Source organism: Microcoleus sp. Pol1C5, from assembly GCF_036701115.1.
Taxonomy (GTDB): domain Bacteria; phylum Cyanobacteriota; class Cyanobacteriia; order Cyanobacteriales; family Microcoleaceae; genus Microcoleus.
In genome coordinates this window covers 12,580-34,263 of the sequence record NZ_JAUBQE010000001.1, presented here as the reverse complement: position 1 = coordinate 34,263, position 21,684 = coordinate 12,580, and the positions used below count along the sequence as shown (strand labels likewise).

Genomic DNA, 21,684 nt, shown 5'->3' with positions numbered 1-21,684 from the left:
ATGTCAGAAACCGGGTTTCTTGCCACAAAGTCACCTAAAATCTTAGGTTTTTTGTCAGGAAAACCCGCTTTATACCGTTTTGCTGAGAATGGTGCAAAATATCAAGTTGAGCGAAGCGTCAAAAACAGAAAGTAGGTTGGGTACGAGTGCCTCAACCCAACCTACTTTCTGAACCCAACCTAACTTTCACAGAGGATTTTTCCCTTGGTCTAGGGTATTTTTATGAATTGTAAGGATTCCCGTACTGATTAAACCAAAAATCCTTCGCAGGAATGACGGGGAAGTGTCAAAATTAAGATAGTTCTGCCAGAAACAGGGGAAAGGAAATCTAGCCTGTACTGGCGCCTAAGGCAACATTGATTCCTCGCTGGTTACGCTTGCAGGTGGTCGCCGACGGTTCGTCGCATTTAATCTCAACAGTAATTATGAAAGATCTCACTCGTTATCGAAATATTGGCATCTTCGCCCACGTAGATGCTGGCAAGACCACCACAACTGAAAGAATCCTGAAACTGACAGGTAAAATCCACAAAATTGGTGAAGTACACGAAGGCGCGGCGACGACTGACTTCATGGAACAGGAGCAAGAGCGCGGTATTACGATTCAGTCCGCTGCTACCACCTGCTTCTGGAACGAGCATCAGCTCAACATCATCGATACCCCGGGACACGTCGATTTTACGATCGAAGTTTACCGTTCTTTGAAGGTTCTCGATGGTGGCATCGGTGTGTTCTGCGGTTCGGGTGGAGTTGAACCGCAATCGGAAACCAACTGGCGCTACGCTAACGATTCCAAAGTCGCTCGCGTTATCTACATCAACAAACTCGATCGCACCGGTGCAGATTTTTACCGCGTTGTCCAGCAAGTCGATAAAATCCTTGGCGCTAAACCGATGGTAATGGTATTGCCGATCGGCATAGAAGAAAAGTTTTGCGGCGTAGTCGATTTGCTGACCCGCAAAGCCTGGATCTGGGATGACTCCGGCGATCCGATGAACTATACAATTAAAGATGTCCCCGCCGATATGGTCGATGATGTCGAAACTTGGCGCGAAAAGTTGATCGAACTGGCCGTCGAGCAAGACGACACTGTGATGGAACAGTATCTCGAAGGCAACGAGCCGAGCCTCGACGACCTCAAGCGCTGCATTCGCAAAGGTACTCGCGATCGGGCATTTTTCCCCACCTACTGCGGCTCATCGTTTAAAAACAAAGGCGTGCAGTTGGTTCTCGATGCCGTAGTTGACTACCTGCCGAACCCGATGGAAGTCACACCACAGCCAGAAGTCGATCTCGATGGCGAGGAAACCGGCGAGTTTGCGATCGTCGATCCCAATAGGCCATTGCGGGCACTCGCGTTTAAGATCATGGACGATCGCTACGGTGCTTTAACCTTCACGCGCCTGTACTCCGGTAAGTTGTCCAAGGGCGACACCGTACTCAACACCGCTACAGGCAAAACCGAGCGGATCAGCCGTTTGGTGGAAATGCACGCCAACTCTCGCGAAGAAATTGAATCCGCGCAAGCAGGGGACATTGTGGCGATCGTCGGTATGAAAAACGTCCGCACCGGACACACCATCTGCGACCCCAAAAATCCCGCCACCCTAGAGCCGATGGTATTCCCAGATCCCGTTATTTCGATTTCGGTCAAACCGAAACAAAAAGGCGGCGAAGAAAAAATGGGAGCAGCCCTCACCAAGATGGTGCAAGAAGACCCATCCTTCCACATGGTGACCGATCAAGAAAGTGGCGAAACGATTCTCAAGGGGATGGGCGAGTTACACCTCGACATCAAAGTAGACATTCTCAAGCGCACCCACGGCATCGAAGTAGAAGTCGGCGAACCACAGGTAGCCTACCGCGAGTCGATTACCAAGCGCCTCGAAGACGAATACACCCACAAAAAGCAATCAGGTGGTTCCGGTCAATTTGCGAAAATTGGCTATGTGATCGAGCCTGGTGAAGTGGGAAGCGGCTTCCAGTTTGAGTCAAAAGTGACCGGTGGTAGCGTACCGAGAGAATATTGGCCAGCGGTCGAAAAAGGCTTTGAAAGCTGCATCGACAAAGGCGTCTTGGCCGGATTCCCTTGCTTGGACTTGAAATTCACGCTTCTAGAAGGCGGTTTCCACCCCGTTGACTCGTCAGCAATGGCCTTTGAAATTGCTGCCAAAGCGGCCTATCGGCAGTCTCTGCCTAAAGCCGGGCCTCAGTTGCTCGAACCGATTATGAATGTCGATGTATTCACTCCAGATGATTACATGGGCGACGTGATCGGCGACCTCAACCGCCGCCGGGGGATGATGAAATCTCAAGAAACAAGCCAGACAGGAGCGCGGATCAAGGCAGATGTGCCGTTGAGCGAAATGTTTGGTTACATTAGCGATTTGCGTACTATGACCTCTGGCCGCGGCCAGTTCTCAATGTCCTTCTCGCACTATGCTCCTTGTCCGAGCAACATCGCTGAAGAAGTGATTAAGGCGGCAAAAGAGCGTCAAGCTGCGAAGTAGTTAATTCAATGGGTTCCTAGGCGGTGCCTGGGAACCCATTTTAAGAGGAAGAGCCTCGATCGCACAGGCAAACAGGAGGCAGAGTCTCCTGTTTAGCGTCCCCCGTCGGAGAACATCCGCACCTAGGACACAAAACTTTCTTTTGCATAATCCCTCAGCAGCGGTTGCAAGCCAGAATCAGCAGCCGTCCTTTGGATGAGGGATAGCACTTTCAGAGATTTCAGAGCTTCTAACAGGACTATTGTTGAGATTGAAGGTAAAATTTTCGATCGCAGGTCGGGAAATGAGACGGAGGTATCCTGGAGCGCCAGAAGTCTCATCACGTCTTTTTCTAGAGCTGACAAACGCTCAAACTGTCGATCTAACACCTCACGAATCTCATCAAAAATCATCGTGTTTTGTCTTAAGAATTCTGTGATGCTCCCAGCAAATAAACGCTGAATGGTTGCGGCAACGATGCGGAGAATGAGGGGATTGCCACCGTAGTAGTCAACTAAGCGATTCCATTCGGCAGGCGTTCCCTGGAATGAGCCTCTAGCGCTAAACATTCCTTGGATTTCTGTAAGCTGCAATCTTGGGATGGGTAAGGAACGGATTGCTAAATTCTCCCCTGACATCGACAGGAGCAGTTTTGGTTCTACTCGGCTGGTTAGCACCACACAGCTTTGATGTCGCCCTTGTCCCAGTTGGTGTAAAAGCTCGCGATACGCCTCATCGTCAGCAGGGTGTTGTTCTGTAGAACCTTTCCTGGAAGGGGTTTTTGGCATATGCGCTGGCAGAATGGATTCAACGTTATCCAGAACCAAAAAACAGGGTATTTGTCTCAAGATATCCATCAATTGCTGGATTTTAGCGCCCATGGGTTCTGGAATTGTGGGGTTGGACTGGGGGGCGAGGTGGCGAATCAGGTCGTCTAGGAAATCGCTCAAGGGCATGGGGGAGTGCGATCGCGCGATCGGTCGGAAACTGCGCCAAAGGATGGATTTGAATTCATGCTGCACCTGTTCTGCCAGCTTAGTCGCCAGCCAGGTTTTACCGATACCACCCATACCTAAGAGAGCGATCAAACGACAGCGATCTTCTAGAACCCATTGCTGCAAAGTGGCTAATTCTGCGGTGCGACCGTGGAACACTGAAACATCCGGTGCCAGACCCCAACTCACGCCATTGTTCGGGGGAGGCGATTTTGTAACCTGCGCTCGATGAGACGGTGCAGCTAGAACTGGCTCAGTCGTTTCCCCGTGCCGGATAAAGGACAGATAATCGCTGGGTTCTAAGGTGAGGTCATAAGCGCTGAAGTAACGCACGAGGGTTCGTAAATCAACACCCGCTTTCCTAGCGTGGACTTTGCTGAGGGTATGGGTCGATAGCCCAGTCTGTTCGCTTAAAGCTTCTAAGGGGCAGGATTTGGTGTAAGGGTTCCAATTCCCTGTCTGAGATATTGCTGTTTGGAGTTTCTGAAATCCTTGCGGAGTAAAGATTGCGGTCTTTCTGGATCGCCGTTGAGGTTGGAGCATAAAGAAATATACGCAAGCCTGTTAGCCATAGTGGGTACATAGGTTAACGGGACTCTTCAGTAAAGATCCGTGCTTTTACACATAACTTAATCAAATTTGCATGGCTTTTGGGGAGGGCGATCGACCTGGGAACCTTATTAATAAAAGTTCAGAGGAATTTGTTACGAAGTGTGTAAAGTTCCCTGCTTAAGATCGATACCCCTGAATGAAAATTTCTTGCTGCATTTGAAACCGAGATGGGGTAATGGCTTGCGGGGTTTGGTGGTGCTAAATCCTTATCTTTCTTCTTAAAATTGCAAACTTTGGTGGTGTTGAGGGCGGAAAATTTGCATTATTGAGTCATAAGCGATTCAGAAGTTGCTGAACAAAATCGAGTTAAGAAAGAAACTCTAACTCGAAAAATTCAGAAATTGACTTTAGGAATCGTCTTTAGAGATAGGCATCCAAAAATTTAGATGCTCCAGTTAAATTTTTGATTACAATACGGAGCTAGTGTGTTATGCCATTCCCTAACAATCCTACCCATGGTCTGTATACCAACGTTTCTGTCAATCGCATAAATGGGAGTGGAGGTCTAACGCCACCGAGTACAGGTACTTATAGTGATAGTAGTGTATTTTCTTGTGGCCCTTTTGACCACCTATCATTTCCAGAGGTGGATAAGTTTTATAACATAACTGCCACATTGAATAATCACGTATACAGCTTTGGTGGTATGAAATGCGTGCATAGTGGAGCGACAAGTGATTTTAAGTCACCCCCACCCCCGGCTGGAGGCAGTCCTGATAACACGAAGGGCTATGAAATTCTAGATAATCTACAGAAGGGAAAGGAGCCAGGAGCATCCCTTAATTCTACCCCATGGACTGACGATAATGGTGGTGCTTTAGTCTTCCCACAAATCCAAGCTAAGACTTCATTCACAGTGGATGTAACGGAGTCACAAGTATCTGAATGGGAAAAGGTTTTAAATCCACAAGCCATCGAGAATGGGGAGCATGAAGTCACGCTTGCTGTTATCAAAGCTGCTGTGGATATTCCCGATCTTTTAGCCCTAGCTTCTCTGATTGCCTATGGACTATCACGTGGCTACAGTGTCACCGAAAAAAAAACCGGAACCGCCATGCAGTTCGAGTTTAAGCCCAAGTGCCAAGTATCCTACACAATCCGTGGAGTATATACCTCCTCTCGTCCTAATCTTAATGAGAAATACGACTTCTGTTTTGATGGCACACTAATGGACAATGATGGCTACAAACTTGGAACTTTGCACATAATGTGTGAGCCTAAATAGGGTTCATCTAATAGACTAAAACCAAAACCAAAACAGGAGCTGATTAATCATCATGGATATCCAACTTAATCTCATCAATTACTCAAATGATGTCGCTAATAGTCAAGTATTAATATTTCAAAAAAATGAAGCCACAAATTTTGGTGAGCTAGCTATTGCTTGGAAGGTAATAACTAATTGTGGTCTGGGGTGTAACCATCCCTTCGTATTTCCGTTAAAATTTGAGGTGTGTTCTTCAGATAGTGATGGTAATTACACGCGTAAAATGTTAGCAACCAATGGAAATAGGTTTGCAGTAGAAATGGGGAAATCTGGTCATATTCTTGGTCTTACTTCTGAATCAACAGCCAGTTTATTGGAAGTTGAAGTCATGAATAAGCTGTCACTGGGTTCTATCTCAGCCAATGTCTTTAAAGGCGGTAAATTACTCGCCAAACATCCGATTGTTTCGCCTGGTCTAAAAGCTGTTTTTCAATTTCTCCCGAAGATTTTTATCGGGGTAGTATCTGATGTTCAACAAGGAGAAGAAATCAATACCGCCGTGCTCTCTGATATCAATACAGAGTTTGATTTGCTAGGTATTAACAGTGCTGACATAATTATGACTGGTGGTGGTGGTGGTAAAAGGGCCACGCAATTCAGGTTTGAACTAGACAATGTTGTTTAATAGTCTCTGATTGAAACTGATTAGAAATTAGCATGACAAACTTGTAGATAATGGGTTACAATCCCGCCAAAGAAATCCTAATGGTGCGTAGGATTTCTTTTCGGATTTCCCGATCACTATAAGTACCCAAAAACTTAAGCAAACAGAAACTTTACAATGACTTATAAAGAACAAGAGCCATCCCATAAACGATATTATAAATTAAATTTTTCAGTGAGTGCGACACCAAAGCAATCTCCAGTTGAGCATGATCTTGAAAAACCTAAAGCCGAGCAAATACTAGGGGAAACACCCGTATCCTATACTTGGAAATCAAATGATGGCTACCTTGAGTTAACGGCTCAAGCTATTTACAACAATCAAAATATATTGACAACAATTAAGCTTGAGATTGCTGACTTTACAAGCGACCCGAAAAAGCCTATCTATAAAGGTGTTTCTTTCCCCAAAATCGAAAATGGAGCAACTATTCAATTAAAGTCTTCAGGCAATTTCACCGTGAGTGGTTATATGAAGCTAACAATGCCTTCTGCTTATCCTGATGATGTGTTATTGTTTTTGAATTTGCGTTATGGAAATGAAAACAAGATAAAGCACGTTGAAGGAGGTGCTTGTTTAATTAAACTGGAGCATCCCAATTTGGCACGTTAGCCATTTTAAGGGGTAATAAAACCCTTGCAATCTCGTTACTTTGGGTAAGGATTTTACAAAAGGCCAGAAACTATCTGATTTGACCGAAATCCGAGTCATAAATCCAGTAGATATGATAAGGTTAATTGATGGATATGATAACTGACAATGAAATCAAGCTAAAGGGACTAGAGGCATTAGTTAGCGCATTAGGAGAAGTTCAAGCTCAGAAGTTTATCAGTCTCATCTAACGAGAACCGTTTGATTATAGTCTTTGGCAAAAAGATATTTGGTCTGATGTAGGTCTAGAAGAACTCAGTCAAAAAGCGATGAACAACTATAAAGCAAGCCAGCCAAACGGCTAATAGTGCGATCGCCGATTTTGTAGGGTGCGTTAATGAAATGTAATGCACCGCCTATCCTACAAAATTTATTCATCCCAAATTCTTTGGGGCATTTCTGGACTTCCATCCATTCCGCAATTTGGCGGATAAATTCCCTAAGCAATAAACCGATGAATGCTCGAAAATTGCCAATCTTGCGGAGTTATATTTACAATACTTACAATCATGACTGGCGCGATCGCTGAGAATGGTTAAATTTATAGCAACCGCCAAGACGGATGTCATAACTATAGGGTGTTGACATGGGTTTTGCGATCGCACGCTGCCTGATGAGGTACTACTTCCAGTTTATGCCATAATCGCCAAGGCGGTTGCTATACAACCAACCGAACGTCCTGCTGGCACTCCTAAAAAATAGTTTTTACTCTCCGAAATAAATTCTCTCTTCAAAAGTCGCTCTAAAAGGGCGATCGCGTGTCAATAAAAATAATTTTTGTTAAAATACGAGCAATAATCTACAACCCAGGTAGGTAGCCATGACAGCCACCCCGATCCAGAGTCAAAGTAGTGGAATTCTGCTGAAAAACATTAGCTGGGAAACTTACGAATCCCTGGTGAATGAGTTAGCCCAACAGGGAGGAATTCGCCTGACTTACGATCGCGGAAATTTAGAAATTATGACTCCATCAGCACCCCATGAAGGTAGTAAGAAAATTTTAGGCCGTTTTGTGGAAAGTGTGAGTGAAGAATTAAACATCGAAATTTGCAGTTTGGGTTCACTAACTTGCAGGCGCGAAGATTTGGCTCGCGGTTTGGAACCGGATCAGTGCTACTATATCCAAAATGAGGATGTGGTTTGGGACAAAGAACAAATCGATCTCAATCAAGATCCGCCACCGGATTTAGTTGTGGCAATTGACGTGACTAGCAGTTCGATCGATCGACTTTCTTTATATGCAAGTTTAGGCGTGCCGGAAGTTTGGCGCTACGACGGAAATCGTTTAATAATTTATCAGTGGGAATCACAGGAATATACAGAAAGAGATGTGTCTCCGACTTTTCCTTTTTTGTCGCAAGTTGAGATGCTGCGCTTTTTGGAATTGAGGAGGACTACAAAAGAAAATGCTTTAATTCGCTTGTTCCGGGAGTGGGTAAGGAGTCAAATTCCGTCAGGGGAGTGAAGCAGGGCGATTCCCTACCCTACCCTACGGGAAGATAGCTCCGCTTCACGCACTTTGGTGATGATATCATATCGTGTAAAACATGAGTTTGTAGCGAGGACTTCACTCCGAGCGAGTTTTATGAAGACTTTAGCCCTCACTACAAACTTAATTATAATTATTGACGCGGACATGATATTATTCGCCAGCCAAATCAGTGCGAAACTTCTCCACAACTCGATTTAACTCCACCGAATGAGAGGCCTTAAATAAAATGCGATCGCCCGGTGTGACAAACTCCATTAAATGCCTTGCTAAATCTTCGCGGGAATTCTCCCTCGCAATATCTTCTACCTCCACAAAAGGCAAACCCGCCGCACCTGCAGCCATCGCCGCCGCTTCCTCAAAATCAGCAAAAACAAACAAAGCATCCAGATGCAAATCTCGCGCCGCCCTTCCCACTTGTCGGTGAAATTCGATCGCCCTGTCGCCCAATTCCTTCATCGTTCCTAACACCGCAATCCGGCGTTTTCCCGGAGTATCTGCTAACAGTCTCAGGGCCGCCAACATCGACTCCAAACCAGCATTGTAAGTCTCATCCAAAATCACAATATCCTGCGGCAAATCGTAACGGCGTGCCCGTCCATCCGGTAACTGCACAGACAAACCTTGCTTTAAAACTTCCCAATCAATACCTAACACTTTTCCTACCGCCAAAGCCGCCAAATAATTTACAGCATTGTGGCGTCCAGGCAGCGGCAGCGGCAATTCTATACCATCTATAAGTATTGTATCATTGTTGAGCAATTCTCCGCACAAATCCCCGCCTTCTAAACCGTAACTTAAAGTTTTTCCCTGCCAAACTTCAGTCGCAGTTGCGATTAATCTGTCACAATCGTGATTGAGAATAGCAATGCTATCACCAGGCATTTCGGCTAACAGTTCGCACTTTGCTTGGGCGATCGCCTCTTCCGAACCCAATCGCCCGATATGTGCGGTTCCTACATTAGTAATTACCGCCACAGTAGGACGCGCAATTTGCGATAGCAGCGCAATTTCGCCACTCCCGCGCATACCCATTTCAATTACAGCATAATTGTGTGCCGATGAAAGCTCCAACAGAGTTTTCGGTACACCAATTTCATTGTTGTAGTTATATTGAGTTTTAAGAACATTTCCACTCGTTGACAAAACCGCCGCAATTAACTCTTTAACAGTAGTTTTACCGACAGAGCCAGTAACAGCAACTATAGGTATACTGAATTGGTCACGCCACCAACGGGCGATCGATTGGTAAGCTTTTAAAGTATCGTCCACACGCAATAGCGGAAAATTAGGCAATTCCTCTTGCCAATCTCGATCGACAATTGCTGCTATCGCCCCCAACTCCTGAGCTTTTGACACAAATTGATGGCCATCAAAAGTGTCTCCCCGCAGTGCCAAAAATACTTCACCCCCCTCAAGAGTGCGCGTATCTGTGGCAATACCTGTCCCTAAATTTGTCAAAACGCCCTCAGACACAGCAGGCAAAGGTACAGCTAAAATTTCAGCAAGTTGGGCGATACTTACGCGACAAACCATAACCAGCACTCACATTTCAAATAATTATTTTCACAGCTAATTCTACCTCGCCCAACCTCAAATTTAACTAACAGCGGGCTGCGGATCGGGATTGACCTTGAACATCCTAATACGAAATCGTCCGCCCACCAAGAAATTATCCCGTACCTACCCACAATCTTTACCAATACTTTACAAAGTACATGGTGATTTAAGGCCTTGCTAATTACAAACAATTCATGTCATGCTGGTGTTGATAAATAGTTTAACTAAGCAAAAAATATCGATCGGCTTAAGCTGCTGACAGCTTCTACCCATAAGCCTCATCCGGCGAGAAGCTCGGTTGACTCAATTGTTGCGATTCATTGGCCAATTCATCAAGATAATAGGGCTGAAAGCTCCTGCCTCAGCCTCGGAGGGTTAATCCACAGTGAACGACTACAACAGACAAAGCCACGAAGAAGAACAGCTACTTTACAAGCACTGGCTGGAGTTGGTACAACGAGAGCAGCCGGCTGAACTGATCGGCCGCTTTCGCACTTTGTTTATCCAAGGTACCGGATATCCCGATCGCTCGATCGCCGACGCACTTGAAAAAATAGCAGCCTCAAAACACGCCGAACAAGAATTCAAATACATCCTCAACCGCTGCTGTCACATCCTGATCAACCGTTGGCAAACATACCCCAGCAAGCAAGCAGCCATCCCTGAATTGATCGCTGTGTTTGAAGAAGCGCCCAAAATATTATTTGGATACAATCGATCGCGGGGGCGAGGCTCTATCCCCCAATTAGTAAATCAATTTACCGAAAGCGAACAGTACCTCACCCTCCAACGCTTAGCCAAAGTCATAACTCACAGCAATGAAGATAGCAGCAACAGCAAAACCCCTGCGACCCTTGCCCTCGGAACCTTAATTCCCCGTTACCCCTACCTCTACAAACACTGCCTCCTCAGCGACGACAGCACTTACGAACAGCAAAAAATCATTAAAAAAATCCAAGCTCAAAAGCAGCAGCAATTTGAGATAAATCTCTCACAATACGTCGCTCACCAAGTGAGAAAAGCCCAAATAGCTCGTCGGGAAACCTCCCTTTCCTTCGGCAGAAATATACAAGTTATAAAAAATCCCACACTGTTGACCGACTCAGAACTATTCTTTGCCCTCAAGCAATTTGTCGGAAAAGTAGAAGGAGCCGATACCTACAGACAGCTAGCGGGCCGTTTCACGGCGAACGCCAGCACACATCAGTCCTACCGCTCCTTTAAAGACGACTTGTACGAATACCTGATTTCTTCTGTCACCGATGAGCGCTACGGCAAACGTCTCTTTAACGAAAAATTGTATAAGCAACTACAAAACACCCTGCCCCACAGCGACGATCAGAAGTTTAACGAATTTTTAATGATCAGAACTTGCAGCCAGTTATTGAACTTTTTAGTAGTGGAGAGTCCTGTGCGGCCCAACCACTTTGTCTTCATCGACCTAATCTCAAACCTCGGACCCACCCAAACCACAGGTTTGCTGCTGAAAATCGTACTAATTTGTGGCAAAGTCAAGCCCTACCTAGAGAAGCGACTGGCAATTTTGTTCGGTCACTACGAATGCAGTACCCGAGAAGGCGTGGTGTGGTTAGTCAAAGCCCTGGAAAACGTAAACCTAGCTTTGACTACCAACTTTGGCAAGGTGGATGTATCTTTCCTGCGGTGAGAGGGCGCGACATAACTTTCTCTGCTTCCACAGCAGGCAAAACATCACACCGATCAACCAGGTTTCTCAATACCCTAAAAGTTTTACATTATAATCAGAACGACTTAATTAACTCCTGAAAACTACTCAAAAGACGTTATTCTATGTTAAAGTACCTAGTGTGAATCAGATTCAGTTGCAGGCTTTGTTCATTGCTACAGAATTGTCTAAAAACTTGCCCTTCTGTATCGGCAGGGGACTCTCCGAAACTGAAATCTTCGCACTGTCTAAATTTTGGAGTTATTCCTCATGTCGATATACGTCGGTAACTTATCCTACCAAGTTACCCAAGAAGACATCACCACCGTCTTCGCCGAATACGGAACCGTTAAGCGAGTACATCTACCTACCGACAGAGAAACCAGTCGCCCCCGCGGCTTTGGTTTTGTAGAAATGTCCACAGATGCAGAAGAAGATGCAGCCATTAGTGCTCTCGACGGAGCAGAGTGGATGGGTCGCGATCTCAAAGTTAACAAAGCTAAGCCCCGCGAAGATGAAGGTGGCCGGGGCGGCGGCAACCGGGGCGGCGGCCCTGGCAAATTTGGTCGCGCAGGAGGAGGCGGAGGAGGACGTTATTAATTTCCTCGGATAAAGATTTGAGATTGGAGAGTTGAAATTGGCGCGAGAGCTCACTTAGCTCCGAACCACTTCCGGCCGTTCCGAAAAACCTATGCTCTTCAAGTTTCCATATCTACCGCATTAAATATACCAAAAAGCCAAGGGCCTAACCCTTGGCTTTTTGGTATGAGGGTTGACGGTATGAGTCTGAAATCGGCTGGGCGAATCCGTTGCAGTACCGTCAGGTTCTAATCGTCAGGTTCGATGCTGCTGCTCAATCCGTGATTATTGAGCGTTTCAGCGTAAAACTCAGCGTGTTCGAGAGCGCAAACAATCACCAATCCCATCCCGTTAGTATGGGCTTCCATCATCACATTTACCGCCTGTGGCTGAGTCAGACTCGGTACCGTCGCCATCAAAGTCTGCACCACGTACTCCATAGGATTGAAATCATCATTGTGCAGCAGAACGCGGTAGCGCGGTGCAAGCTTACGGACTGTGGAAGGCTTTTGAATAATTTCGACAGACACTAATCTATACCTCCTGACTTGTAAAATGTTAAAATTTGTTAACAGTCTTGAGCCGGATTCCTCCGCTGTGCAAGAGTATGTCACTTTCAGCTATTTTATTGAAATCTGAAAATTCAGACAAGGCAGCCCCTTGGTCGATCGCGAGCTGTGAACCCAACACCAAACCCACAGGGGGTGTCCTGGGCCCTCCGCAACCACCTTCCTAGCGCCATAATATTAGAAAGGCGAGATCGGTTAAAAATAACAAACTACTACCTGTTGAGTCTCCAGAACTGAGGGAACCTTATATGAAACGCAAACCTAAATCCTACAACGACAGATTCAGTGGCGACCCATCCCGAGGAGATGAAGACTCCGACTACCCCGGCTCCATGGGCGGACAGTCGCGGCGTCAACCTCAGTCCGGCAAACCCTCTTTCCTCAATTCCGCCACCCTAGGTATCTTAACAGCCGTCTTTATTCTGGGAATTGGGATTGGCATTGCCTTTAGCTCCACAGCTACAATTAGCCCAGAGAACGTAGCCTCCCGTGAATTTATCGATCGCAGTGCCCCGAACCCAGAACTTTGCGTGCAGTTTGGAGCAAGCGCGATGGTGACAGATATGCGCCTCTACGTCACCCTCAACCCTTTCAATGTCTACATCTCGCAGCCGAGTATGCGCCCCGGATGCGTCCTGCGAACCAATAACTGGGCAATTTTGGAACAAAGAAAACTCATCAGCCAAGACCAAGTGCGCGATTGCAAAAATCGCATGAACACTTTTGGGTTCACCGGCCCCTTGGAAGCTCAACCCGAAATTAACTGTATCTACCAAAACGACGGCGCTAAAAACCTGTTCCTCAACCAACCGGGTTCGATAGCTCCAACCACTGAAGGTCAAAATTTCTAAACCGCCGATATAGCGATTTTGATTTGAGTGAAGTAGAGATATGGGGTAGGGACTTAGGCTTAGCCTAAGTCCCTACTTTATTTCAGAGAATGGAAAACTGCTCTAAGTAAATTTTGAACGAAGAGGTTCGAGGGAAGAAGAAAGTCTTCCTTCTTCCTTCTTCCTTCTTCCTTCAAAAACCGAACTGGGGGAAATCTTCGGTTAACTGAACTTGCAAAATTTGGCCGGGTTGAATCGTAGCAGGTTGAGGAGCCGCGACGTAAGTGGTAGCAACACCACCTGCTGCTCCCGCCAACAAACCGATACCGGAAAAGCCGCTCAGCAAGAACAAAGCTAAGCCACCAATACCAGTATTTCGCAACAAACTGCGATCGGAAGGCTGAGCCCGCCGACCTTCCACGGGTTCCGAGCGAGCCACCAGAGGGATATTGCGGCCGTTGAGACTAATAGCTTCCACTACAAATCGACTGCCGAGGTTAGTCGTTTCAAATCGACCGATGACCGGCGTATTAGCAGGTACGATCGTATTGCCAAGACGGTCGAGAATTCCCCCTTGCAGCAGCAGCACTTCCTCTCGGCTGGGCTTCGCACGGGCAAGGCGCAAAGCCCGATCACCGGGGTAGAGCAAACTGAGTTCGGTTCCCGCCGGCAACAAAACATTCGCCCCAGTCGCAGCCTGCAAAGGAGCATTTGATCGGTCGCGAGGAAGTGGTTCACCAAAAGTAAGCGTGCGCTGTTGGGGTGCAGCAACAGCCGTTATTTGAGGGGCTAGGCGGGGTACAGCAGCAGCTTGTACCCCACGGCGTTCGTCAAGGCGAACATTAACTAAAGGCACTGTTATCGGCCGGATTTGGTCATTTGAAGTAGACCGCTGCGAAAAATTTGAACCGGGATTTGGGGAAGTAGGAGGCTCAGGTCGATCGACCTCTGTGGCAGCAGTTGAGTTGGAATCTGTCGGCGGCTGGTTTTGCGGTACTTGTATTGCAGGCTGGGGTTGAGTTTCGGAAGTTTCCACGCTCCGAGTCGGTTTGATCGAAGGACGCAACACCCAGCGATTTTCTACCCCAATTCTTTGGAACTGAACTTTCCCTGCGCTGAAACCGACTCCAGGAGCCAAATTGACCAGAATTCTCGCCGTTCCCGGTTGAAGTTGACTTACCCCCACAGAACGCACTCTGCCTTGTGGGTATAGCTGAGTTGCATCTACTCCGATCTCAGTATTGGGTAAATCCACAGCAATCTGAGACGGGTTGAGTAGAGAATATGTGGGGGTTTTTCCCTCTGGAAGAGTAATTTCTAACTGATTCGTCGCCGGATCGAATTTCCAACTTGTGACTGTAGAAGCATTTGCTGGTTCTAGTGCTGCCGGCACTGTCGCAACTGCGGCAACGACTGCTAGACTCAGACTCAGTGACTCGATCGCAAACAATCCGGGTGCTAGAGAATTAACAATCAATTTTTGTAAGTCTTCCCCAAATCGGGCGAGTAATTTTTTGTATGGCATGGTGGCTAAGTGAAATTTTTGATCTGAAATAGATTATGGATGGGAAAATTGTGCCTTCGGAGGACGCTGAAAGTTTAGCATTATGGCGATATGAAAAATTTAACTAAATGGAAATTATTGCGATCGCGCTTCGTTCTTAAAAACAAGTGGTGTCAGGTTAGACAAGATGAAATAGAATTGCCAAACGGACAAATTATAGACGACTTTTTTGTTAATGTCCGACCCAATATCGCCCTAATATTTGCCACGACACAGCAGCAAGAACTTGTATTAGTGCGCCAATACAGGCACGGAGTAGGCGAAATTTTGCTGGAACTGCCTGCTGGATCTTTCAACCCTGCTGAAGAGAGCGGTAAATCGGCAGCCGCCAGAGAACTTGCCGAAGAAACGGGATATGTTGCTGAAGAGATTTTGGAACTAGCAACCTTATATGATAACCCCGTAAAAGACACCAATTCTATCTACCTATACCTTGCTAAAAATGTCAAGCTTGCCAGCAAAATTCAATTAGATATTACCGAAGATATTGAAGTAGTTTTAGTTCCCCTTACCGAAGTTTTGGTAAAAATAAAAAACCGACAAATTTGTGTTGCAGGAAGCATCGCAGCTATTTTTTTAGGATTAGATTTTTTGAATAAACAGCGGTAAGGTGCTGTGTGAATGGAACCTTACACGCTGTTTATTACGCTGTGGTCTTAAGGAGAAAGAGTGAGAAAATCGAGAGAAGTCAGAGAATTATCAGCGCCAAAAACCTGAGCCAAAACCTCGCCCGTCGCAGCAACTTGCAGCAGTGTGGCATTCGCCGTCAGATTAATTTGCAAAGCCTCAAAACTCAAGCCACCCGCTAGGACAAACTTATCAGTTCCTACAGCAAAATTGAACAGAGTATCCATACCGCGGTTAGCACTTAACACAAAGCGATCGCTCCCAATACCTCCAATCAAAGTATCATCGCCCCCATCACCAAACAGCCAGTCATCCCCAACACCCCCATTGAGAATATCGCGATCTTTCCCTCCGTAAATAGTGTCATTACCATCATCACCGTTGAGAGTATCTTGACCTTCATTGCCGTATAACAGGTCATCGCCGCTGCCACCGTTGATGCAGTCTTGCTGGCCGTCTTCACCCACAGCGCCTCGCTCGTTTTGCCCGCGATCGCCACTAATGGTATCGTTACCCTCATCGCCGCACAAAATATCGCTGCCATCATCGCCGTAGATCGAGTCATCACCAGCATCTGCCTGTACTACATCATCATCCTTGCCACCACGAAGGGTATCGTTACCAAAACCCCCACTCAGAGAGTCGGAACTCTCACCCCCATTGAGAAAATCATTTCCATCTCCCCCAAACAGCAAGTCGCGGCCGTCAACATCAGACACTAATTGGTTTTGCAAGCCGCCGTAAAGCGAGTCGTCTCCCTCATCGCCGACAATGGTATCGGAACCGAGTTCGCCCCAAATCCGGTCATTATCTTTGCCACCGTAAATTAAGTCATTAGCTTTGCCGGCAAAAATGCTGTCGTTACCGCTACCGCCACCGATGATATCGCCGATGTCGTTGCCGAAAATTAAGTCCGCTTCTTCGGTTGCAATTGTGCTACCTGCTGCCGTGCCGTAGTCACCGAGTATGGTGTCGGAACCTTGATTGCCGTAGAGAGTATCCGAGTCAGTTTCGCCAAAAATGCGATCGCCCGCTTTGCCTGCAAATAGCAAATCCCGGCCGTTGCCGCCCACCAGGGTATCGTCTTGTTCTTGACCGTTCATCAAGTCGTTGCCATCACCTCCTAACAGCAAATCGAAGCCGTCGGGGTCGCTGTCTAGGGAGTTGAGGACGCCACCGAACACAGAATCATCTCCGTTGTCGCCGTAGATGGTGTCCGGGCCCTTGTCCCCCCAAATTAAGTCCTCTTCTTTGCCGCCTGCAGCGATGTCAGCGCTTTTGCCGGAGTAAACGGTGTCGCGGCCTTGATTGCCAGCAATGGCGTCGCCTGAATCTCCGCCGAAAATCATGTCGCTGTCGTTACCAGTCAAGTCGATGTTGTTGCCGTTGTCGCCGACGATGGTGTCGGAACCGCGATCGCCGTATACTGTGTCCGAATTGCGATCGCCAAAAATGCGATCGTCTTCCTTCCCGCCAAATACGACATCGGTTTCTTTCCCGCCGTAAACGATGTCGTTGCTTCTACCTGCTGCTATGAAGTCTCGCTGTTGGTCGCCGTAAACGATATCGCTGCCTGCTTCACCTAAAACTGTGTCGTCGCCGCCTGTGGAAATGAACAGTTCGTTAGCTTCGTTCCCTGTTAAGGAATCGTTTCCAGGAGTGCCTCTCATCGTGTTTTCGATGTCGATGAGTTGTGCGGCGTTGGAGTCGAAGTTGAGTATTTGAGAAGGCTGGGGTGGGATAAATGTGAAGTTCGGTGGCTGGGGCAAGGGGTCGCAACCGCAACCGGTATCCGGTTCCGGCACTGGGCCGAATATAGGCGTTGGCGTTGGCGCGGGTGTTGGTGTTGGTTCCTGCGCTGGTGTGGGTGTTGGGATGGGTGGTGTGGGTGTTGGGACGGGTGGTGTGGGTGTTGGGACGGGTGGTGTGGGTGTTGGTTCTGGGACGGGTGGTGTGGGTGTTGGTTCTGGGACGGGTGGTGTGGGTGTTGGGACGGGGGGTGTGGGTGTTGGTTCTGGGACGGGTGTGGGTGTTGGTTCTGGGACGGGTGTTGGTGTGGGTGTTGGTTCTGGGACGGGTGTGGGTGTTGGTTCGGGGGCGGGTGTTGGTGTTGGTGTTGGTGCGGGTGCGGGAATGGCAGTTAAAGTGGCGCTGGCGGGGCTGGTAGCGCCCTGGTTGTCTGTAGCGCTGTAGGTGAAATTGGCGGTGGTAAAGTTGGCTGTCGATTGGAAAAATAATTGGTTAATGTCAGCAGGGGTCAGAATTTGACCGGCGGTGACAATCGTGCCACCAGTATCGGGATTGCCTAAAAATATCAGCCCTTCACTTGCTGGTGGGACGGTGTTAATGGTGAAGGATGCGATCGAGCCGTCGGGGTCGGTTCCTCCAAGTCCTGCGATCGCCACAGTGCTGCTGGGGGCGATTTCGAGGTTGACCGGGGCTGCTTCTGGCGGTAGATTTGGCAATGGCGGCAGCGCCGATACAGTAGCGCTGGCGGGGCTGGTAGCGCCCTGGTTGTCTGTAGCGCTGTAGGTGAAACTGGCGGTGGTAAAGTTGGCTGTCGATTGGAAAAATAATTGGTTAATGTCAGCAGGTGTCAGAATTTGACCGGCGGTGACAATCGTGCCGCCCGTCTCGGGATTGCCTAAAAATATCAGCCCTTCACTTGCTGGTGGGACGGTGTTGATGGTGAACGACGCGATCGAGCCGTCAGGGTCGCTTCCTCCGAGTCCTGCGATCGGCACAGCGCTGCTGGGGGCGATTTCGAGGTTGACGTTGTTAGCTGTCGGCGGTTGGTTGGCGGGAGTCGGAGTCGGTGCGGGAGTCGGAGTCGGAGTCGGAGTCGGGGGTGAGGCGATGCTGGTGGTAACAGTTGCGCCGGGATCGCTGCCGTTATTGTTGCCGGGATTCGGGTCATTCGTGTTTGAGGTACTTCTTGCCGTGTTGCTGACAGTGCCGGTCGCCGGCACTGGGAATGTGACCGTCCGGCTGACGGTCACGCCGTCAGCTAAGCTGTCAATGGGCGGAAAGCTGACAATGCCTGTGGCTGGGTCGTAAATACCCCCGCTGGACGCTGTAACGCCCGTTAAACCGGGAACGATGCTATCTGTAACGGTGATGTTGGTAGCGGTCGTGGGCCCTCTGTTTTCGGTGAGAATGGTGTAGGTGACATTTGACCCAGGGGTGGCCGTAGCGGGCCCGGTTTTGAGCGTAACTACATCAGCGCTATCGGTGATGGTGGTGGTGATTCGCGCTTGGGGGCTGCTGCCGTTGTTGTTGTCAGGATTGGGGTCGGGGCTCGTTGAGGTGCTGCTAGCAGTGTTGGCGACGGTGCCGCCGGTGGCGGGAACTGTGAAACTGACGGTTCTGTTGGTACTGGCTGCGCTGGCTAGGGATGGGATCGCCGTCCAAGTCACAATACCTGTAGTTTCGTTGTAATTTCCGCCGTCGGAGACGCTGACTCCTGTTAAACCCGGAACAATGCTGTCGGCGATCGCCACATTGGTTGCCGCACTCGGCCCACTGTTAGCCGCCGTAATTGTGTAGGTGACAGTCGAGCCGGCTGCTGCAGTAGCGGGTCCAGTTTTGACCGTCACTACATCAGCGCTATCGTTCGTAATAGTGGTGGTGACTCGCGCCTCCGGGCTGCTGCCGCTGTTGTTACCGGGTACCGGATCGATCGTACTGCTGCTGCTGAATACACTGTTGGTAATAGAGCCAAGTGTAGTTGGGGTCGTAACAGTTACGGTGCGCGTGGCGGTAGCCCCAACAGGTAAATTTGGAATAGTTGGCCAGGTTACCAGTCTCGTTGTCGCGTTGAAAGTTCCGTCGCCCTCGGCACTAGCAAATACTGCCCCAACGGGCAATTGATCTTCAATCACCACGTTTTCGGCGTCGTTCGGGCCGTTATTTACTGTCGTAATTGTGTAAGTAATGCTGCTACCCGGTGCCGCTGCGGCCGGGCCTGTTTTCCTTGAGGCAACATCTGCCGTAGTCAGCGGCACGTCTATAGTTTGGATAGACAAAGTGCGAACGTCGTGAATATTTGTTGCGTCTCCCGTTGAACCAGCAAAACCAAATTTGAATGTTGCCGGTATTGGCCCGTTTATCTCCTCTAAATTGGCAATGTCGATAATAGTCTCGCCCTGATCTGTAAACGAACCATTATTGTTGAGATCGAAGTTAACCGTGAGACGGTTTGGCGTTGCAGAATTGGGTGGTTGCAAAATAATTTGAACTCTTCTTCTGGCTGCTTCGCGAGTGGTAGTAAGTGCGTTGATCGGCCCGTTTGGAGGCAGAGGATTTACGGTATCTGGAATATTATCTACTCCCTGCGGCACAAAAGTAGAAGTTAAAAACTTATATTGCGTAACTTCGCTACCTCGAAGCGTTACCGAATCTGCTCTACGAGTATCCCCAATTCCGCCTACACGCCCTTGAGTTGTAGTTGAGAAATTTCCGAATTCATCCAATCCAATTCCTAAATAACCTCCCAGTAAACCGGACTGATTTGTATCTGTATTTTGGGCGTAGCCGAGAGACCCTCCATAGCCTCCAGCTACTGTTGGCGTCACCGTACCGTCAATTAAAAAGAAACTTATGCCATCACCTGTCCGCCCTGGTAAATTCGGACGCGCAGTGCCATTGTAGACAAATATATCGAAGACAATGTTAAGACCGCTGTTGACTGGAACCTGACTGTTATAGATAACAAAAGTAGATTGGTCAAAAGCTCTTGAAGTTAATCTCAACGCCCCGCTGCCGACCGGATCTATGTTCAAACCCGGAAAACTCTCGGTTCCGGTTCCTGCTGTTAAAGCTGGAGCGTCTGACGTGCCGGTAACCCCAGAGATCCAAGGCCCGATTAGACGTGCGTCTTGAAAACTTTCGTCCACTAAACTAATCAGGACAGCGCTGTAAGTTTCCTGGGTTTTTGTTTCAAAGGCTATTGCGGTTTTTACTTGTCCTGCTGTAACATTTAATTGCCAGTTACCTCCTAATTTTGCACTGCCAATTAGATTGTTAGAAGCAGCTATATTTGCGCCTGTTAATTCTCTAAGCTTTCGCACGAAAGCAATCCCGGATTTTCCAGCCCCAACCTTACACGCTAATAATAAAATATCGGCTTTTTTCCTGAAGGCATTGCGCCACTTTTGCAAATGCCGATCGTACTTTTGCAAGTTTTCATCCTTCAATAAAGTTGACCCCAGTTGCACCGAAGCTTCATTGCCGTGAGCAACTATTTGAAGGCTGGCAATTAAGCTGCGTTTAGCTAGAATCTCGGTAATTTGTTCTACTCCGTCCAGGGTTCGATCGAGGACAATTATCTCTGTCCCTGGTTTTACTCCGCTGGTAAGATGCTGATAATTCTCTACCCTTGGGTCGATGCAAACTAAATGTTTTTTATGTTTAGTCTTGACGCCGCAACTCTCTTTTGCTAAACAGGAAACATCGATCGCCACATCACCGACTAAGGGCGTCCCAATCAAAGAAGCTTTTATGCACTCTGTGTCGCGGCGATCGCAACTTGATTGGTGAATTGGCGAAGAGTAGTTGCACCCTAAATTTTTCATGATTTACATAGCTCCTTGACTTGTAAAATGTCCATCTTCAGTGGTAGATATTATTGTTAATTGCTAATAAGAAATTGTTAATTGCTAATTTCTCGGTTTCGCATAGTTAACAAGTTCTATTTACTGCGATTTTTTTTTTATCGACATCTTCCCAAAGTAGCAGTTCGCTGTGTTTACCTGCGAAATCAGGCATTTCTTTAGCCAAACCTGAGTTAGCGCTAAATTATTTTCACATGGAAAAAAATCGGACACCATGTACGCAAATACGCTGTATAATGCGATATTTTCTGCCCAAAAATAGTTGATAATTGTTCGTTTTTGTATTGATTAGTTATAATATAGTTTTTCTGACTCTTAGTAGGACGTGACTCATTATCAAAGATTATTTAATAATAGTCAATCAGCAGAAGATAAGAGCATCTCTATTCCCTCAAACAAAGGTAGTAAATTTTGTAATCACAAACTCAGTTTTTTGGCTGTGGTAGGGTCTTAATTACTCACTAAAAACCAATTTTAGACTTCTCGATAAGT

The 21,684-nt window shown here is 47.6% G+C and carries 14 protein-coding genes; 9 read left to right on the top strand and 5 right to left on the bottom strand.

All coding sequences use genetic code 11. From position 1 onward, the window contains the following. Nucleotides 1-425 precede the first annotated feature (425 nt). Nucleotides 426-2,510, top strand: coding sequence for an elongation factor G (fusA, locus tag QUA23_RS00090; protein ID WP_333072621.1), 2,085 nt, complete (start codon nucleotides 426-428; stop codon nucleotides 2,508-2,510). Nucleotides 2,511-2,632: 122 nt separating this feature from the next. On the opposite strand, the gene QUA23_RS00085 is transcribed toward fusA, so the two are convergent. Beyond that, the gene (locus tag QUA23_RS00085) at nucleotides 2,633-4,027 is read right to left on the bottom strand and encodes an AAA family ATPase (RefSeq protein WP_333072620.1); all 1,395 of its coding nucleotides are present in this window, start codon (nucleotides 4,025-4,027) and stop codon (nucleotides 2,633-2,635) included. A gap of 499 nt (nucleotides 4,028-4,526) precedes the next feature. Between QUA23_RS00085 and QUA23_RS00080 the strand changes: the two genes are divergently transcribed. The 4 genes from QUA23_RS00080 (at nucleotide 4,527) to QUA23_RS00065 (ending at nucleotide 8,143) form a co-directional block, all read left to right on the top strand. After that, entirely contained in the window at nucleotides 4,527-5,321 is a 795-nt protein-coding gene (locus QUA23_RS00080; protein ID WP_333072617.1) for a hypothetical protein, read from the top strand. A gap of 52 nt (nucleotides 5,322-5,373) precedes the next feature. After that, on the top strand, nucleotides 5,374-5,988 hold the full coding sequence (locus QUA23_RS00075) for a hypothetical protein (protein ID WP_333072616.1): 615 nt from the start codon (nucleotides 5,374-5,376) through the stop codon (nucleotides 5,986-5,988). 156 nt (nucleotides 5,989-6,144) lie between these two features. Continuing rightward, entirely contained in the window at nucleotides 6,145-6,639 is a 495-nt protein-coding gene (locus tag QUA23_RS00070; protein WP_333072615.1) for a hypothetical protein, read from the top strand. 859 nt (nucleotides 6,640-7,498) lie between these two features. Beyond that, entirely contained in the window at nucleotides 7,499-8,143 is a 645-nt protein-coding gene (locus QUA23_RS00065) for a Uma2 family endonuclease (RefSeq protein WP_333072614.1), read from the top strand. A gap of 177 nt (nucleotides 8,144-8,320) precedes the next feature. On the opposite strand, the gene QUA23_RS00060 is transcribed toward QUA23_RS00065, so the two are convergent. Further along, nucleotides 8,321-9,703 carry a UDP-N-acetylmuramoyl-tripeptide--D-alanyl-D-alanine ligase gene (locus QUA23_RS00060; protein ID WP_333072613.1) on the bottom strand — a complete coding sequence of 461 codons (1,383 nt, stop codon included), beginning with the start codon at nucleotides 9,701-9,703 and terminating at the stop codon, nucleotides 8,321-8,323. A gap of 409 nt (nucleotides 9,704-10,112) precedes the next feature. On the opposite strand from QUA23_RS00060, the gene QUA23_RS00055 reads away from it, so the two are divergent. After that, complete coding sequence (locus QUA23_RS00055; RefSeq protein WP_333072611.1) at nucleotides 10,113-11,393, top strand: hypothetical protein; 1,281 nt, start codon at nucleotides 10,113-10,115, stop codon at nucleotides 11,391-11,393. A 288-nt stretch (nucleotides 11,394-11,681) separates the two neighbouring features. Continuing rightward, entirely contained in the window at nucleotides 11,682-12,011 is a 330-nt protein-coding gene (locus QUA23_RS00050; RefSeq protein ID WP_333072609.1) for an RNA-binding protein, read from the top strand. A gap of 227 nt (nucleotides 12,012-12,238) precedes the next feature. Here the strand turns inward: QUA23_RS00050 and clpS are convergent, their stop codons facing one another. Continuing rightward, nucleotides 12,239-12,520 (bottom strand): ATP-dependent Clp protease adapter ClpS, encoded by a 282-nt coding sequence (gene clpS / locus QUA23_RS00045; protein ID WP_015178019.1) that lies wholly within the window; start codon nucleotides 12,518-12,520, stop codon nucleotides 12,239-12,241. Nucleotides 12,521-12,807: 287 nt separating this feature from the next. Between clpS and QUA23_RS00040 the strand changes: the two genes are divergently transcribed. Continuing rightward, a complete protein-coding gene (locus QUA23_RS00040; RefSeq protein ID WP_333035210.1) occupies nucleotides 12,808-13,410 on the top strand; it encodes a DUF3172 domain-containing protein in 603 nt (200 codons plus the stop codon). Nucleotides 13,411-13,582: 172 nt separating this feature from the next. Here the strand turns inward: QUA23_RS00040 and QUA23_RS00035 are convergent, their stop codons facing one another. After that, complete coding sequence (locus tag QUA23_RS00035) at nucleotides 13,583-14,914, bottom strand: AMIN domain-containing protein (RefSeq protein ID WP_333072607.1); 1,332 nt, start codon at nucleotides 14,912-14,914, stop codon at nucleotides 13,583-13,585. A 90-nt stretch (nucleotides 14,915-15,004) separates the two neighbouring features. Between QUA23_RS00035 and QUA23_RS00030 the strand changes: the two genes are divergently transcribed. After that, nucleotides 15,005-15,562, top strand: a complete 558-nt coding sequence (locus QUA23_RS00030; protein ID WP_333072606.1) for an NUDIX hydrolase — start codon at nucleotides 15,005-15,007, stop codon at nucleotides 15,560-15,562. 47 nt (nucleotides 15,563-15,609) lie between these two features. Here QUA23_RS00030 and QUA23_RS00025 read toward each other — a convergent pair whose 3' ends face one another. After that, the gene (locus QUA23_RS00025) at nucleotides 15,610-21,153 is read right to left on the bottom strand and encodes a DUF4347 domain-containing protein (RefSeq protein WP_333110275.1); all 5,544 of its coding nucleotides are present in this window, start codon (nucleotides 21,151-21,153) and stop codon (nucleotides 15,610-15,612) included. Nucleotides 21,154-21,684: the final 531 nt, after the last annotated feature.

Excerpts from the sequence above, each read along its gene's own strand:
- QUA23_RS00030 (WP_333072606.1), top strand. The coding sequence starts at position 15,005 with ATGAAAAATTTAACTAAATGGAAATTATTGCGATCGCGCTTCGTTCTT.
- QUA23_RS00080 (WP_333072617.1), top strand. The coding sequence starts at position 4,527 with ATGCCATTCCCTAACAATCCTACCCATGGTCTGTATACCAACGTTTCT.
- QUA23_RS00040 (WP_333035210.1), top strand. The coding sequence starts at position 12,808 with ATGAAACGCAAACCTAAATCCTACAACGACAGATTCAGTGGCGACCCA.
- QUA23_RS00050 (WP_333072609.1), top strand. The coding sequence starts at position 11,682 with ATGTCGATATACGTCGGTAACTTATCCTACCAAGTTACCCAAGAAGAC.
- QUA23_RS00035 (WP_333072607.1), bottom strand. The coding sequence starts at position 14,914 with ATGCCATACAAAAAATTACTCGCCCGATTTGGGGAAGACTTACAAAAA.
- QUA23_RS00025 (WP_333110275.1), bottom strand. The coding sequence starts at position 21,153 with ATGAAAAATTTAGGGTGCAACTACTCTTCGCCAATTCACCAATCAAGT.
- QUA23_RS00085 (WP_333072620.1), bottom strand. The coding sequence starts at position 4,027 with ATGCTCCAACCTCAACGGCGATCCAGAAAGACCGCAATCTTTACTCCG.
- QUA23_RS00075 (WP_333072616.1), top strand. The coding sequence starts at position 5,374 with ATGGATATCCAACTTAATCTCATCAATTACTCAAATGATGTCGCTAAT.
- fusA (WP_333072621.1), top strand. The coding sequence starts at position 426 with ATGAAAGATCTCACTCGTTATCGAAATATTGGCATCTTCGCCCACGTA.
- QUA23_RS00065 (WP_333072614.1), top strand. The coding sequence starts at position 7,499 with ATGACAGCCACCCCGATCCAGAGTCAAAGTAGTGGAATTCTGCTGAAA.
- QUA23_RS00070 (WP_333072615.1), top strand. The coding sequence starts at position 6,145 with ATGACTTATAAAGAACAAGAGCCATCCCATAAACGATATTATAAATTA.
- QUA23_RS00060 (WP_333072613.1), bottom strand. The coding sequence starts at position 9,703 with ATGGTTTGTCGCGTAAGTATCGCCCAACTTGCTGAAATTTTAGCTGTA.